Annotated in this window: 12 protein-coding genes and 1 pseudogene; 12 read left to right on the top strand and 1 reads right to left on the bottom strand. The window is 64.5% G+C overall.

The window, feature by feature from the left end; all coding sequences use genetic code 11:
• Window positions 1-572, bottom strand: a pseudogene (locus AC2VOU_RS00400) (helix-turn-helix domain-containing protein); the annotation flags it as partial.
• Window positions 573-1,407: 835 nt separating this feature from the next.
• Here AC2VOU_RS00400 and AC2VOU_RS00395 point away from each other — a divergent pair.
• The 12 genes from AC2VOU_RS00395 to AC2VOU_RS00340 all read left to right on the top strand — a co-directional run.
• Window positions 1,408-2,997 (top strand): DUF4226 domain-containing protein, encoded by a 1,590-nt coding sequence (locus AC2VOU_RS00395; protein WP_486955571.1) that lies wholly within the window; start codon window positions 1,408-1,410, stop codon window positions 2,995-2,997.
• Between the two features lie 35 nt (window positions 2,998-3,032).
• Window positions 3,033-3,350: a type VII secretion target gene (locus AC2VOU_RS00390; protein ID WP_486955570.1), complete on the top strand. Its 318-nt coding sequence runs from the start codon at window positions 3,033-3,035 to the stop codon at window positions 3,348-3,350.
• A gap of 4 nt (window positions 3,351-3,354) precedes the next feature.
• Complete coding sequence (locus AC2VOU_RS00385) at window positions 3,355-3,654, top strand: DUF2694 family protein (RefSeq protein ID WP_486955569.1); 300 nt, start codon at window positions 3,355-3,357, stop codon at window positions 3,652-3,654.
• Window positions 3,655-3,699: 45 nt separating this feature from the next.
• Window positions 3,700-5,451, top strand: coding sequence for a PPE domain-containing protein (locus AC2VOU_RS00380; protein ID WP_486955568.1), 1,752 nt, complete (start codon window positions 3,700-3,702; stop codon window positions 5,449-5,451).
• A 193-nt stretch (window positions 5,452-5,644) separates the two neighbouring features.
• Window positions 5,645-5,962 (top strand): YbaB/EbfC family nucleoid-associated protein, encoded by a 318-nt coding sequence (locus tag AC2VOU_RS00375; protein ID WP_486955567.1) that lies wholly within the window; start codon window positions 5,645-5,647, stop codon window positions 5,960-5,962.
• Window positions 5,963-6,033: 71 nt separating this feature from the next.
• Window positions 6,034-6,711, top strand: a complete 678-nt coding sequence (locus AC2VOU_RS00370) for a hypothetical protein (RefSeq protein ID WP_486955566.1) — start codon at window positions 6,034-6,036, stop codon at window positions 6,709-6,711.
• The gene (locus AC2VOU_RS00365; RefSeq protein ID WP_486955572.1) at window positions 6,711-7,049 is read left to right on the top strand and encodes a hypothetical protein; all 339 of its coding nucleotides are present in this window, start codon (window positions 6,711-6,713) and stop codon (window positions 7,047-7,049) included. The genes AC2VOU_RS00370 and AC2VOU_RS00365 overlap by 1 nt, the downstream gene beginning before the upstream one ends.
• A gap of 275 nt (window positions 7,050-7,324) precedes the next feature.
• On the top strand, window positions 7,325-7,627 hold the full coding sequence (locus AC2VOU_RS00360; protein WP_486955565.1) for a hypothetical protein: 303 nt from the start codon (window positions 7,325-7,327) through the stop codon (window positions 7,625-7,627).
• 19 nt (window positions 7,628-7,646) lie between these two features.
• Complete coding sequence (locus tag AC2VOU_RS00355) at window positions 7,647-10,040, top strand: hypothetical protein (protein WP_486955564.1); 2,394 nt, start codon at window positions 7,647-7,649, stop codon at window positions 10,038-10,040.
• 163 nt (window positions 10,041-10,203) lie between these two features.
• On the top strand, window positions 10,204-11,694 hold the full coding sequence (gene eccB / locus AC2VOU_RS00350; protein WP_486955563.1) for a type VII secretion protein EccB: 1,491 nt from the start codon (window positions 10,204-10,206) through the stop codon (window positions 11,692-11,694).
• 14 nt (window positions 11,695-11,708) lie between these two features.
• Window positions 11,709-12,824, top strand: a complete 1,116-nt coding sequence (locus AC2VOU_RS00345) for a hypothetical protein (protein WP_486955562.1) — start codon at window positions 11,709-11,711, stop codon at window positions 12,822-12,824.
• Window positions 12,814-15,266: FtsK/SpoIIIE domain-containing protein (locus AC2VOU_RS00340; protein WP_486955561.1), on the top strand; the 2,453-nt coding region annotated here is incomplete at its 3' end. The genes AC2VOU_RS00345 and AC2VOU_RS00340, both read left to right, overlap by 11 nt.

The raw sequence follows: 15,266 nt of genomic DNA, 5'->3' as shown, positions 1-15,266 counted from the left end.
GTAGTAACCAGTCGTTGTTGAGGTGAGGTGTGAGTGGTTATTTGGGACCGTTCCAGGTGGGGTGACATCGTGTGGATAACCCGGTTGAGCTGGGCGTTATCGTGCAACGCCCACACGGAGGCCCAGCCGCGGTAGCGATCACCCATCCGCCAGGAGGCCATGCGTTCGATGTAGGTGCGTTGGCGGCCGCGCAGGACCTCGGTGGCCACGCCCAGAAGGCGCAGGCATTCCCGGGCCCGCTGAATAGTGCGCTGGGTAAACCCGGTGGCTCGCTGTAATTGTTCGTTGGTGGGCCGGGCGTTGCGGCCGGTGTCGACGTCGGCGGTGCGGGCGAACGCGGCGGCGATCAGGATCAGGGTCTGTTTGGCGATGCCGCCCGAGGTCATCTGGGATCTGATGGCCTTGTAGCGGTGGTCGTAGGCATGCGCGACGGTCACGTGCGCCCAGTAAGTGCCACCACCTGACCAGCAGGGCACTCCCGCGTAGGCGCCCTCCTCGAGTTCGAGGTTGACGAAAAGGCTCGCGGGCGGGAGCTCACCGCCGCGCAGGCGGCGGCCGCGCCGGATATCCATCACCTCGGCTACCGGGGTGGTGCGGATGACACCGCGGCGGCGCCGAGCAGCGCTACAGCCGCGATACGTTCGTGGCCGCGACGCCGGCGGCCGGGATCCGTGCCCTCGACGCGGGGGCGCGCATAAGTCCACGGATCGGGTGGACAAAATTTGGTCACGAAGCGCGCCGTTGTCTGGAAAGGCAGACGGGTATGCGCTACCGTGAGACGAGTCGCTCAAGACACGTCCCTTCCGGGGATATGGGTGAAGACCCAGAACCGAGTTGGCCCTCGGTTTGAAACTCAGACACGGCCCCGCCCTTGGGCGGGGCTCTTGTCATGTCAGGGGTCGATCACTCCAGCTATTCAGATGTGTTGGCGTCGGCCGAAAGCTGGGCGGACGCGGGTGTTTGGCTTGCGGCGCTAGGCATCCCTTCCTTTCGTAGGTGCCGATTAGGCTGGCCGTGCGGATCGGTGTGGTCGGCGGATCGCTGAGGCCTGGGGGCGTGACCGGGTGTGGCGTGTCTTCCAGGACAGGCCCCGGCAGGCCGACCGCTTTTGGTGGGAGCAGCGAAACCGTGTGTGCCAGAATCGATTTGAGGACGCTCGACGGGTGGTGCGGCACGTGGAGTAGTTGCCGTTATCAGCGATGGCGAGGCGGTCCTTCCGTTGGGGCAGGTGGTGCTATCGCGCAAAGTGTTACACCGGCAACGCGGTACTACCGCGCATCTGGTGCGGCGTGTCTTGAAAGACAACAAAAGTCAACAGGGCACGTGGACATGCTCCGGGCGCCGGTTTTTCACGAATGTGTCGTTGTTGGTAGCGGCTAAAGCCACCCGGGATTTATCGTCCCGAACATGACTGTCTGGACCGATAGAGCGCTGTCCCAAGTGTTGGGCGGAGTGTCGGAGGTTTTGGGGTCACCGTTCCCTGAGAACCCGGCACCGAGCGGCCCGCTGCCACGGGACCCGGCGCCGACCGTTCCGGTCACGTCGCGCGATGAGCTCACCAAGCTTGACCGGGCCAAGCTCACCTACATGGGCATTGATCCCGATACGGCTCCGATGCCCGAAATCAACAAGGCGTTGGGTCGCGATCAACCGGCCTCACCGCCTCCGCCGCCTCCTCCGGGGTCGCCTGGCCCGACAACGCCGGCCGGGACGCCGCTGCCCCCACCAGGACTCAGCGGGGCAGGGGCTGAGGCGGCCAAACGCCTCGATGCGGCGCTGGCCAAGAACCATTCGGCACTCAACGACGCTGATGACAAACTCGCCGACGCGCTGCTGCAGGCGTCAAGCTCTAGCGCCGAGGGTCGTCAGCGGCTGCAAAGCTTGCAGCAAGAGGTCATCGACCAGGTCACCAAGCTGGGGCCCTCACTTGACACTGCGACCGGCCAGCAGCAGTTCGCCGAGTTTTTGCAAGGCAAGACCGATGACATCCTCAATGTGCTGAAAACCGCTGGGCTGGACTCGGATTCACAAGCGAGGGTGTTGGATGGTCTCTCGGCGCGCTACCAGGCTTTGCAAAACAAGACCGGCGATGACCCTCGCACCACAAGCGGCGGCGACCCCGCTCCCACACCTGCGGGAGCGGGGGGAGGGGACACGCCCGCAGGCGCGGGCGACGGTACCGGCAGCGGCAGTGACCCATTGCTTGACGGATTGGCCTCCGCCCCGCTGATGTCACGGTTGGGCATGATGGCTGGTCCTGCGCTGGGCGCTCTGGGCTCACTGCCCGGCGCGCTCGGTTCATCGCTCGGCGGTGGCGGTGGCCTCGGTGGTGGCGGGCTGGGAGATTTGGGGTCGGCAATCGGTGGGGCGCTCCGCGATGGCGGCCATGATCCGGAGCTGGCCTCTGATGAGCACGCCGATCCGCTCAAGGACCCGTCCGGCTCGCACATCAGTGACGACAAGTCTGAAGATCGCACGCAGCCAGCCGGGCTGCACGATCCGGGCGACAAGGGCGACAAACAGGACAAAGCGGGGACTGAAAACGCTGGCAGTGGCACCACGCCGGCACCGCCTGCACCGGCAGCACCCGGGCAGGCGCCGACGCCGTCGACTCAGGTTCAGTTGCCCGACCAATCAGTGCGCACGGCGGCCAATGGGGCCCTCGCACAGGCCGGGCGCGCGGTGCTCTCCGGGGACAGCATCGACGATGCCTATGCAGGGGCCAATCTTCAGTTGCCGCCGCTGGGCTCCCCGGTGAACACACCGATTGCGCCCTCGCGGTTGCAATTCGGCGACGTGGGCCAATACACCGATCACCGGGTCATGGCTCTCGACAAAGACCACGTGTGGCTCAACGGTGAAGTCACTCCGATTGATCAGCTCGAGACCGGCCCGAATTTCTTGGGGTGGACACGACAGTCAACCCCGACAACGACCGCGGTGACCACTGCGGCCACCGCACCGGCGCCGCCCGCACCAGCGCCGCCGACAACTTAAGCGCGACTTTTACTGCAACGTGAGGGAGTAGCCTAATGACCGTGAACGAGCAGGCCTTGCAGGTCAACACCGACGACCTGATTACGTGGGCGATCGCCCATGAAAACGCTGCCGAGGCATGCGAGCAGGCCCGCGCTGACCATGCCCACGCCGTGGCCGCGGCCCAATCCTGGGGACCGCTGTTTTACGAGGCGCGTCGTGCTGCGGTCGCCGCGGTCAACGACCGGGAGACGGCTTTGCGCGACCAGCAAGAGCGGCATGAGGCCATGGCCCAACAGCTTCGCAAGGCTGCGGCGCAGATGGCGGAGATGGACACTGCCAACCGCGCGAATTTGACCATTTCCACGGACTAGAGCCATGTCTGAAGCGCCATCGACCGACTACGACACCGTGGTGTACGAGGCCGCAAGTCGCGATGAGTCGATCGTGGTGGCGGTGGGTCGAAGCGGCAACTCTTTAGGTGTGGAGTTGCAGGCGGCCGCGATGCAGCTCAGCGACGCTGAGCTGGCTAACCGCATCATCAGATTGAACACACTGGCTCACTTACGTTCGCAGTTGGCGCTGCGCCAGGAGTGGGAGGCCCAACACGTGACGGTTTCGAGCGCGTTGCCCACCGAGGATCAGGTTGCCAGCTATGAGGCGCTGATCGATTTCTAGACAATAAGTGGCAGCGTCAGGAAGACCAACGAAGGGAGGGCCGCGGTGCTGCAGGTCGATGTTGCGGGGCTGCAAAGCGCGGTCGCGGGTCTGGTCGCTGCCGCCGACACCCTCGCCGAGCTCGGCGCGCAGGCACCGGTGCATCCTCCGCTGGCCACTGACGAGACGTCGACGAGCGTGGCCGCCCGGCTCACTGAACACGCGGCGGTCATGGCGTCGCGAGCCGCTGATGGGGCCGCGGTCCTTGCCGCGGGCGCTCAGGCGATAACGCAGTCAGCCGTGGCATACGGGCAGATGGACGAGGCCAATCGATCCGTGGTGAGTTTGCAAGGAAACGCGGCACCGCCCGGGCCGGGCTTCACACCGGCGGTCACGGTCAACCTGGTTGCTGCTGATGTGCCGATCGCCCCGCCCGCCCCACGCCCGGCGGAAGCCACGTCGGCGATCATGGAAGCAGGCCAGCCCGCGGCTGGGGCGTCCTTCGTGACCGAATGCGCCGCCCTCGCACAGGGATTCAGCGCGGCCGAGCAGTCGGCCCGGCGCGGGGCGGTAACGGTCGGGGAACATCTCAAAGGGGAGGCGGCACCGCGTATCACCGCGGCGCTGAATCGTTATGCCGATTGGGCACAGCAGATGGCCCGCCATGCCGATACGGTCGGGCAGCTCGCCGACGACCACAAGGGCCGGTTCACACAGGCCAAGCAGGCAACTCCGACGCCCACGGAGTTTGCTAACCGTCACCGCGAGCTGCACAACGCGATAGCGCTCAACAGCTCCTATCCCAGTCCTGGGTCGGCGGCCGCGGTGTCCCAGGCACACAGCAACTTGACCCAGCTCACCAACCGCACCCACGTTGTGGCCGCTAACTATCACACCGGCGAGCAGATACCCGAGGCGCCGCCGGGGCCGCCGCCAGCGCCCGCCATCGTGGAGCCGGGTAGCGGGCAGGGCGACGCTCCGTCATCGACAGCGCAGCAGGGACCGGGTTCGAAACCCACCAGCGGGCATGCCGGCAGCACCGGCGGGGACGAGGCCGACCCCGACACCGACGCCGCAGGCCTTGACGGTCTGGACGCAGGCGACGGTGATCCCGCCGCTAATCTGCTCGCGCCCGCAGACGCAGGTGCGGGGCCGGGAATGGCCTCCTCACTGCCACAAATGTTGACCGGCATGCTCGGGGCCGGTGTCGGCATGGCCGCTCAGCTACCGCAGAAACTGGGCCAAGAGCTCCAGCAATTGACTCAGCAAGCGACCCAGGGCGTAGCCGGCTTAGCACAAGGGCTCGGGGCCAAAGACGGCCTGGACGGTACCCCCCAAGGTGATGAGCTAGCAGCCGACTCCCTGGCCGGCGGTGCTGGGGGAGGCAGCGGTGACGACGGCGCGACCGCCCCGGCGGCCAGTGGCGGCGCTGATCTCAAGCCCGCCGCAGGGATGTCCGGAATGAGTTCACCGGCTTCAGCCTCGCCCCCGTTGGCCGGAGCCAGCCCGACCCCGAGTCCCACCGCTGCCGCCGCAGAAAGCGGTGTGGGCAGTCCACCGATGTTCATGCCGCCGATGGGGGGCATGGGTGCCGGCGGCGGGGCCGCCAACCGCACCGTGAAAGACCCAGATAAGTCAATTGACATGCCAGCGCGACCTCATTCGGAGCCGGTCAAAGGCGAACGCGGCGACCCGCTTCGACACACCGCCACCGTCGACTCCGCTGCCACCCCCAAAAGCGGCGCTAAGCGCACGGTGACCATCAGGTCACGCAACAGGCCCGTCGACCCCGATCCCAACAGCGGTGACGCGTCGTGAGGGTAAACCAGTGCAACGAGGCCGATCAGGAACGCGTCGCCGAGGTCATCGCAGAGATCGATCATGTAACAGCGGCCTTAGCGCAACTGCAGAATCACATTGGTTCCCAACAACATTGCGAGGCCTAGTGACGGTATACGAGTACGGCGGCTATCAGGCGGATAAGAATCTAGCCGCCAGTGTCATAGCGCGCATGGAACGGGTGTCAACGATGCTCTCCAAGGTGCTCGAGGAGATGGATGGCATCGACCTTGAAGCCACCGGCGGCGACGGCGACGTCGTCTTATCGGTGAACGCGCAAGGACAGCTCACCTCCCTGTCGCTGGCTCAGGGCTGCACCACCCGCTACTCACACGGGGCGTTGGCCGAGTTGATTAACACGACGATCGACGAGGCCGTGAACGCCGCCGCCGCCGAAACAGCCAGCGTCGGCGGCCAGGACCAAGAAGCGCTCGACGCCGCAGTCCAAGCCTTCATCGACCCGAACAGTGAAATCTGGACAGTCCCCTGAGAAGAAGCGTTTGGCCCTGGATTTGGGCGCAATGGTAGCCCGATGTCGCAGGACAGCGATACTCTGATTGCATGTATCCGCAGGCAGGTGGGCAGCCAGGCTACCCGGTCGCACCGGGCAGTCCTCCCATCCCGACCAGTGGAGGCGGCGCGCCAACTGGTGCCGCGGTGTTGCCGCCGCCCCCCAACTACCTGCCGCCTGCGCACATCCCTGCGCCCCCGTCGCCGTATCGGCGTCGCCGGCCGGGCTGGCTCGGGGTATGGGTGATGCTCTCCCTTGCCCTGCTTTTGGCGCTCAGTGCGACAGTGATGAGCGCGGTCAAGCTGACCGCATCAACCCCGGCCGCGACAACCACCACCGTCACCGCGCCGCCCCCGCGGCCTCCCAGCTACGGCCCCGACCAAATCGCCGCGGCCAAAAAAGAAGCCTGCGACGCCAGCGATGCGGCCGCAGGCGCCGTGAATTCAGCTCAAGGGAACTACCTCAACGCTGCGAAGGACCGGCAGTCACCGCAATACCAAGCTGCGCTGGCCAGTTTCCAGCTCGTGGCGATGCTGGAAACGCAGTACATTCAACAGCATCTACCGCCGGCTACGCCTAAGAGCGTCGCAGACATCAGCAACGAGTACATCACGGATGTCATTGCGCTGGCGGATGCTCATACTCGCCAGCTTTCTGACCATGATGCCCAGCCGTTCGTGGAGGCGCTTAGGAAGGTCGGCGCTCAGCTTGACAAGGTGTGTGAGTGATGCAATCCGAGGGCATTCTTCAGGTCGTGCCTGCGGCCGCGCAGTCGGCGAACATGTTGACCGGTTCGGCAACCGCAGAGTTTGCTGCGTCGGTGCCCGAGCACGCAGCCCACGGCGCGGCGGCCACCGCACTGGGGGCGGCTCACGCGGCCTCGATGTGGGCGCCGAGCGTAACAGCGAGCACAGGGGTAGACCAGCAAGTGGCGGGGGCCGGGGCGGCGCTGGCGCCGTACGGTGGCAAGGTTGTTCAGCGCAATGATCAATCGTTGACCGAGGTCGTCGAAACTGACAATCAAAATACTCAGGATCTAACACCGCATCCGGGCGTGAGCATATGACCACTGTCCTGGGCCCGCTCCACGCAGGGACACCGGCTCCGCCCACCCTGCCGCCTTTCCCAACATCACCACCTCCTCCGGTGGGGCCGGGCCGCGGGGCGGTGGGCGCGTCGGTCGCGGTACTCGTCGTCGCGGCCGCGGCCGCTGCGCTTGCGACAGTGGCTTGGATGACCCCATCGGCGGCTACCAGCACGGTGGTTGTGCCGTGGTCGCCGGCTACTCCCAGTTCCGACCAGGTGGCAGCCGCGCGCGCGAAAGCGTGCGAGTTGTGGGGGTTGAGCGCGACGACCATGGACGACGCCACCAATGCCGTGGCGCATGCTCCTGCTGACTGGAACGATCCTGGTACTCAGGAGGCCTTGGCTAAAGAGGCGCGGGTGATCTTGGTGGAAAGTGCCTTCTTGCGCCGCGAGTTGCCGATCGACACACCGGCAGCGATCCGGTCAGCGATCGACGATTACTTGGCGGCGAGCTCCGATATGGAAAATGCCACCACCCATCGCAAGGGCAGCCTCCGGGATGCCGCGATCGAGCGTGCAAACACCGCAGAAGCGAAGGTCAACGCCGCTTGCCGGTAACGGGCCAAAAGGGGGAGCCGTGGCGGACGTGCCCGCTACCAGCATCGCTGGCAACATCATCATCACGCCCGATATGGTGCCGCCGGCAGCCGAGCCGTTAGAGACCCAAGCCGCGCACTACAAGGCGTTGGCCGAGAAGGTTGGTGAGCTAGAGCAGCAGCTAAGGGCCGCCAACGCGCTACGAGAAGAAGCCGCGCAATCGCCCGGTTTCGAGGCTGGCCACGAGAAGAATCGGCAATTGGCTGCTGACTATGGTCGCATGGCCGGGATCTACGGCGCGGCGGCCGACTATTTCAACGGCGTGGCGGGGGTCTACCGGGACGCGCACACAGCCCAGCAGAACATTGTGGTGAAAGCCAACGCTGAACTATCGCAGGCCAAGAACCCGGTACAACAGCAAGAGATCGTTGTGCGATGGCACACCCGCGCGCGGGCTCTGACTACCAGTTTCGTAGGGGACGCGACGGCCAAAGCTGGCGTTTTCGAGCACACCGCAGGCACGGATATCACGGCACTGACCTCACGGCTGGGCGGATCGGCACCTCAATACCCCGTCCTTCCCGTCAACGGCGGTGACGGCATCGCCGTCCCGCCCGGCAAGCAGGGCACCGGGCTGGGCGATGACAACGGAACTCCCGGCGCAGCGAATGGCGATGACGGTAACGTGCCGGCAGGAGTACATACGCCGCATGGGCAGCGCAGCGCCGTACCGGGTGAAGATGGAACCCCGACGCCGCCCGGGCAAACCCCTGCTCCGGCGCTCTCGAGCCCTTTCCCAGGCTTTGGCCAAATGCCTGGGGGTGGCGGTGGAAGCGGCATACAGTCGGTAAGTTTCCCGCCGGGGTTGACGTCGATGTCTGGGCTCGGCGGGTCGATGCCGGGTGCGGGTGGCATGGGCGGGCTGGGCTCTGGAGGAGGTCTGGGCGGGCTGCCGGGGGGTTTAGGTCAGCTGCCCGGTACGCAGGCCGCTGGGTTGGGCAACCTGCCTGCCAGCGCCACTCCGGCAGCTGGGGCTTCGGCTCAGTTGGGGCCGGCGTTCTCTCAGGGCGTCTCCGCAGGATCGGCGTTGGGGTCGTTGGCGCCCGCGACGGGCACGGGGACTCCGGCCGCGGGGCAGGCCTCCGCAGCTCCAGCGGCGGGCATCACGTCAGGTGCCGGTGTTCCGTCGGCGGGGGTGGCGTCGGCGGGCGCAGCTCCGGCGGCGGTCAGTCCCGCGGGTGCGGGGCTGACTAACGCGGCCGCTCCAGCTGGTGGTGCACCAGCGGCGATGATGCTTCCGCCTCCGGGGATGGGCGCTCCGGCCGCCCCTGTGGCTGCGGGCGGCGCGAGTGCTTCGGCACCGGTCGTCCCGGCCGGCAACACCGGTACATCGGGTGCCGGGGCGTCCGCGTCTGCGGGGCCAGCGGGGGGCTCGAGTGCCGGCTCAGGTGCGGTGGTTGTGCCCGCAAGTGTTGCCAGTGCCGGGGCTGGTTCCCGGCAGCGCGGGCGCCCGGAGTCCGCTGAGTTGGCAACTGCAAAAGCGTTGGCGCGCAAGCTTCGTCGTGACAGTGATGTGGTTAACTACGCGTGCATTGAGTGGGCAGTGGGGGTGTTTCGCCGTGAGGCTGGTGGGCCCACTGAGTGTGTGGTGATGTCCAATGAAGGCTTCGGCTACATTCCGCAGGGAGTGTTTTTGCCGCGTACTGCGCGCCTTTTGGCCGCAGATAAGCTGGTGGACAATCAATTTCGGGATCGTTGGTTCGGGGCGTCGGATCCCGCTGAGGTCTTAGCCGAATACGCAAGGTTGCGAGGCCGCGGCGGTACGCATCTGGTCTCCATGGCGGTGACTGCGGACAGTCCGTTCGGTCGGGCGCCTGGTGTTGAATACGCGGTGTGTCAACGGGAATTGGAGGAGAGAGTCTACGTCCGGCCGACTCTCGACGATATGCACATGCATCGACTGGAAGCCCTGCACCCGGAGCTGCACGCTCGGCTGCAGGAGATGGCCGCGGCGGGTCCCGAGGCGCGTGTCGTTGAAAACCGCGCGGTTGTGAGCCTCGCCGATCAGATGATGGAGACGGTGAAGAGGTCCCAGCAGATGACGCCGGAGCTGCGGCAGATGTGGGACGCGCTGGGCACCGGCGATGAGATTTCCGAGGATGCGTGGAGCCATTACCGGATCGCCTCAACCGTCTACTACGTGAACCTCAGCGCGAATAGGCCGCGGCCGGAGGCCACCACGGGAGATCGCGAGCGTTATCAGGCGCAATGGGTTACCGCTCGCACGATGGAACTGCTGCAAGGATGGGAGCGGCGCCCGGCCGATGTCGCAGATATGGTTTACGCTGCGGCCGCCGCCTACCCCGGTGATTTCGCCTCGAAGTTTGACTTGCTGTTGCGCGCGGTCGAGTCCGAAGTCGGCTGCAGCGTCTGACCGTGGATCTTCGTGAATCCTGTCACGTGACGAAATTCCCGTGGTCTGGCGTGTAAAGGACCTTTCCGCCGGTTTTGGTGTTGTGGCTGGTTCTAGGCTGGGGTTTCATCCATTTTGGACGCCTTGGTAGCGGGGGCGTAGTGATTGGCGGTACGGTGCCGGTGTGCCGTTGAAGTTGGCGTCCAAGACGCAGGTTTCGGGTCATTTCTTCGTGCGGCGACGCTTGTCGTTTGCGTTGCTGCGCCGTTCGGTGAGCATGGAGGTCAATCCGGTTCGTTGGCATCGAACGCTGCTGATGCTGTCGGCGGTGTTGGGTGTGGTGCTGGTGGTGGGGTCGTTCGTCTACGGGTGGTTTCGGCCGGCTGGGGTGATCGACGACTCGTCGAAGATCGTTGCTGATCGTTCATCGGGGGCTTTGTTTGTCGTCGTCGACAAGCGCCTGTATCCGGCGTTGAACCTGGTCTCGGCGCAACTAATTGCTGGTGAGCCGGATCGGCCGACGTTCGTGGCGCCGGGGGAGATCGCGAAGTGGCCGAAGGGGCCGGCTGTGGGAATTCAGGGCGCTCCGGTGGAGACACCTGCGGTGCTGTCGCCTCAGGTTTCACGCTGGGCTGTGTGCGACACGGCGCCGACTACCATTGATGGTTCGCCGCAGGTGACCGGGATTGATGGGCAGCTGTCGCTGGGTGAGGGGGCGGGGGAACTGGCGGGCGGTGAGGCCTTGTTGCTGTCTTACGGCCCGCAGGTATACCTGGTGACAAATGGTGTACGGATGCCGATCGATCTGTCTCAGTCAGCGGTCGCCGGGCCGCTGGGGATTGCGCCCGCAGCGAAGGTGACGGGGATGTCGCGGGCGCTCTTTGATGCGTTGCCGGCGGGCGGACCGTTGGTGGTTCCGGTGGTGCCCGGCGCTGGCGGACCCGCTCAGGTGGATTTGGGTCCAGGCGTCGTGATCGGTGCGGTGGTAGCGAGCCGGGACGTGGCCGCGCAGTCGGACCGTTTCTATGTGGTGCTGGCGGACGGGGTTCAAGAAGTCTCGCCGGTGGTGGCTTCGATTCTGCGGCAACATGATTCGTTCGGTTTGGCGACCCCGCCGCAGGTCTCGCCGGATCGTCTGGCTCACATTGCGGTGCGTCATGTTCTTGACGTGGAGTACTACCCACGGTCGCCGGTTCGCTTGGTTGATGCGGGCAGTCGGCCAGTGTCGTGTGTCGCGTGGCAGTGGAGTGTGAGCGAACGCCAGGCGAGGCTGGCGGTGATCTCGGGCCGGGGGCTGCCCATACGGGCGGATCAGCGGTCGAAATTGGTGCCGCTAGTGGGTGCGGGCAATGGCGGGGTGCAAGCCAATCAGGTCTTGCTCAGTGATAGCGCTTCGACGTTTGTTAGCACTACTGGTCAGGCGTTGGATTCGCCTGCCCGCGAAACGATGTGGGTGATCAGTTCTACCGGGTCGCGCTATGGTGTCCCGTTTGACGACAACAGCGTGCAGGCGTTGGGGCTGGTGTTATCTCAGGTACGTCCAGCGCCGTGGTCGATGCTGCAGGTGTGGCCTGCGGGGCCGGAGCTGTCTCGGGCGGCGGCGTTGACGGTGCACAGCCCGTCAGATGCTGTGGCGGTGTTGCCGACGAAGACCAATGTACGGGCTGGCGGGTAAAGGGGAAGCTGGTTATGTCGACGATTCGTTTCAGCCCGTCTCGGCGGATGGCGGCGCCCAAGGTTGACGGCGGTGTGCAGTCAGTGCCGGATTCTCCGATCGCACCGCGCCGACTGCCGCTGACCAAGGCGCAGATTATATTGCCTGCCGTCATGGGCGCGGCGTTTTTGGGCATGATGGCGATGATATTGACCCAACCTGGGCTGCGCTCGGGTCCGATGAGCTTGTTCTCGCTGTTTGTGCCGGTGATGATGATTGTGTCGTTCGCCGGGGTGTTTATGCAGGGCCGCTTTGGCGGCGGTGATAAAGCGTTGTCTCCGCAGGCGCAGGAAGAAGAGCGCCGTGTGTACATGGATGAGCTTGACCAGACACGCGATGTGATCCAAAGCGACGCTGAGCGCCAGTTCACCAACTACCAGTTTCTGCATCCTGAGCCGTCGCTGCTGCGTGGGTTGGTTGGGTCGCCGCGGATGTGGGAGCGCTCTAGTCCAGCCGAGGACTTGGCGATGCACTTCGGATTTGTGCGTTTCGGCACTGGGACTTCGGATTTGGCGAAGAAGCTGGCTAAGCCGCGGTTGGGAGAGTCGGCCGATTACGAGCCCGTCTGTTATGACGCGCTGCGGAAATTCTTGTTAGAGCAATCCAAGATTAGTGGTATCGCCAAACCGCTTTCGCTCAAAGCGACCCCGTTGATGACGTTGGTAGGTGAGGACGGGCCGGATACCGTGCATGGTGTAGTGCGGGCGATGATTTGTCAGGCGGCCTGTTTTCATTCACCGCAAGACTTGAAGATCATGGTGGTCACCGACGAGCCGGCGCGATGGGATTGGGTCAAGTGGCTGCCACACTGCCAGCACGACAAGCTGTTTGACAGTGGCGGGCCCTTGCGGATGGTGTGGACCTCGCCGGCGGCGATGGACGCTGCGGTAGGTCACGAGCTGCACGGGGCCCGAAAGAATTACGGAGACCCGGGCGCCGGAGACAAGGTGCGGCCGCACTGGTTGGTAATCAATGACCAGCTACGTGTGGACAGTGAGTGGGATACGTTGAATCGCAGGGGTGTCGGGGGGGTTGCGGGGGTGACCTTCGTGCGTGTGGTGGTTAAGGAGGGTGGGGCAGATGACAGCTGAGTTCACATTGCACGTCAAGCGCGACGGGGCATATGACGAGGCGGGGTTTTTCGCGCTCCCAGACACGTTGGACACAGCGTCCGCGGTCGCGTTTGCGCGGAAAATGGCGCGTTACCATGCGGATTCGCGGATAGCTCAAACCTCGGCTGTCGCTACGTCGAAAGTCGTTGATTTGTATGAGATTCTCGGTCACCCTGACCCAGGCAATATCGATGTCGAGGAGGCTTGGGCAGCGACCCGGCTGGGTCCGCCGCTGCAAGACGATGAGGGCGAGTTGCAGTGGGGCCGGGAGTGGATGCGGTTCCCCATCGGGATAGATCCACGCAACGGCCAGACGGTGGCGCTCGATTTGAAGGAGACGCACGAATTCGAAGGAATGGGCCATCATGTCGTCGTCGTGGGCACGACGGGAAGCGGTAAGTCGGTCTTTTTGACGGCGCTGATCACCTCGGCGTGCTTAACGCATTCGCCTGACTCGTTGAAGGTCGCGGTGTTCGACTTCAAAGGTAGTGCGTTGGCGCATTTGGTGGCAGGGTTCCCGCACACCGTGGCCGCGATGAGCAACTTGCGTAACGACCGTCTGTGGATCGTGCGTATGGAAGATGTGCTTTACGGCGAGATGGAGCGCCGCAAGTCCTGGCTGGACCGGGCTGGGGTCAGTGACATCGCGGAATATGAGTATTTGCGCATCCACAAGAAAGAGAAGCTGCGGCCGATGCCACACCTGTTGCTGGTTGTCGATGAGTTTACGCAGATGTTCGCCGAACATGACGGCGCCAAAGCGGTCATGGACGAGGTAGGTCGCCAGGGCCGCTCGCAGGGGCTTCGGTTGGTGATGGGCTCGCAACGGCTGGGTCACCAGATGCAGGGCGGCATCATGAGCAACATCCCGGTGCGGGTGGCGCTGCGCACGGTCGGCGACACCGATTCCCACGAGGTGTTGGGCTGCGACGAGGCCAACCACTTGCCTAAAAAGCCGGCCGGCGCGGGGCTGTTGAAGGTCGGCGCGAGCAAGAACTTGACCCGCTTTCAGACCGCGTTCGTGCTGAAGAGTTACGTCCCGCCCCAGCGGGCTGCGGCGGCTGCTGCCCGGCAAGAAGCTGGTTACGTTGAGCCGCAGGAGTTTCAGGCGGTCGGTATGCCTGCGCTACAGACGGTGCGCGACGTTGAAGCCGATCAGGGCGATGGTGTCGAACCGCGTGCGGTCATTGGCGCTGATGGCCGTACCGTCAAGCAAGTGCAGGCCACGGTGGAGTGTCTGAACCGGTTGAATCTTCCTCCGCTGCAGCCGATGTGGCTACCTCCGCTGGAGCCGTTGCTTGTTGAAGAGCTGGTGCGACGGTTGCGGGGCCAACCGTGGGATGTCGACTACGGTGCGGCGCAAAGTGAGCTTTCGCGGTTGATGTTCCCGGTCGGGATTGAAGACCGACCGCGCGATCACCGCCAGCTTGTCTATGCGCCGAACTTGGCTGAAGGGAACTGCGCGGTCGTCGGTATGGGCAATTCAGGCAAGACGGTGGCCATCGCCACGATGATCTCCGGTGCTGCGCTGTTGTATAGTCCTCGGCGGCTTCAGTTTTACGTGATTGCACTGAGCGGCCCGGACCTGAACGTGGTACGGGATTTGCCGCATGTCGGTGGTTTCGCGCGTGAGGATGATGTCGAGCAGGTCAAACGAATCATCGCCGAGATGCTGGCGCTGATCGATCAGCGCGAGCAAGCCTTCAGCAAGCTGGGATTGACGCTGACCAAGCTGCGGGAGCGCAAATTTGGCGGTGCCGCCGGTGAGCTTCCTCGGGATGATCCTTTCGGTGATGTGTTCCTCGTGATCGACGGCTGGCCGACATTCGTGAAGAATTGGGAGTTGCTGCTGGTTCCTGAGGTGGAGCGCATTTTGGCTAAAGGGCCCGACGTCGGCGTGCATTGCATTGTGTCGACAAGCGGCTGGGTGGCCAACAAATTCACCTCGGGAATGAGCAAGCTTTTCACCAGCAATGTGGAACTCAAGCTCGACCAGATGGATGATCTGGCTGTCAACGAACGCAAAGTCGCCAAAGAGGTTCCGTTCGGGGAGCGCAAGATATTCCTGGACGAAGATGACGACACCGGCGGTGAGGTCGAAAGCGTCAATACGGTCAAAATCCGGGGCCGCGGCACGACCATGGACGGGTTCCACTTCCAGGCCGGGTTGCCCCAGGTGACGGTGGACGGGCGACGGGTCGACGTGGGGGCAGCCGTCGAGACGATCCAGCGGCTGGCTGGACCCGACAGCGCGGCCGCGAAAGTTCGTTTGCTGCCCAAACTCGTTGGCATCGACGAAGTTTTCGCTCAGTGGGAGCAGCGTGAGCCTGGCTCGGGCGGCGTAGACAGGGCGGGAATGGTGCCGTTCGGGATTTCCGAAGTCGGTTTGCAGCCAGCAGTCGTAAATTTCGCTGCCTCACC

Source organism: Mycobacterium sp. TH-M25, assembly GCF_057473665.1.
The sequence above is the reverse complement of the archived record's forward strand: the minus strand, read 5'-3'. Positions and strand labels throughout refer to the sequence as shown.

What these genes read in the sequence shown, in the direction of transcription:
- AC2VOU_RS00365 (WP_486955572.1), top strand. Translation starts at nt 6,711, where the DNA reads ATGCAATCCGAGGGCATTCTTCAGGTCGTGCCTGCGGCCGCGCAGTCG.
- AC2VOU_RS00345 (WP_486955562.1), top strand. Translation starts at nt 11,709, where the DNA reads ATGTCGACGATTCGTTTCAGCCCGTCTCGGCGGATGGCGGCGCCCAAG.
- AC2VOU_RS00390 (WP_486955570.1), top strand. Translation starts at nt 3,033, where the DNA reads ATGACCGTGAACGAGCAGGCCTTGCAGGTCAACACCGACGACCTGATT.
- AC2VOU_RS00395 (WP_486955571.1), top strand. Translation starts at nt 1,408, where the DNA reads ATGACTGTCTGGACCGATAGAGCGCTGTCCCAAGTGTTGGGCGGAGTG.
- AC2VOU_RS00385 (WP_486955569.1), top strand. Translation starts at nt 3,355, where the DNA reads ATGTCTGAAGCGCCATCGACCGACTACGACACCGTGGTGTACGAGGCC.
- AC2VOU_RS00375 (WP_486955567.1), top strand. Translation starts at nt 5,645, where the DNA reads ATGGAACGGGTGTCAACGATGCTCTCCAAGGTGCTCGAGGAGATGGAT.
- AC2VOU_RS00370 (WP_486955566.1), top strand. Translation starts at nt 6,034, where the DNA reads ATGTATCCGCAGGCAGGTGGGCAGCCAGGCTACCCGGTCGCACCGGGC.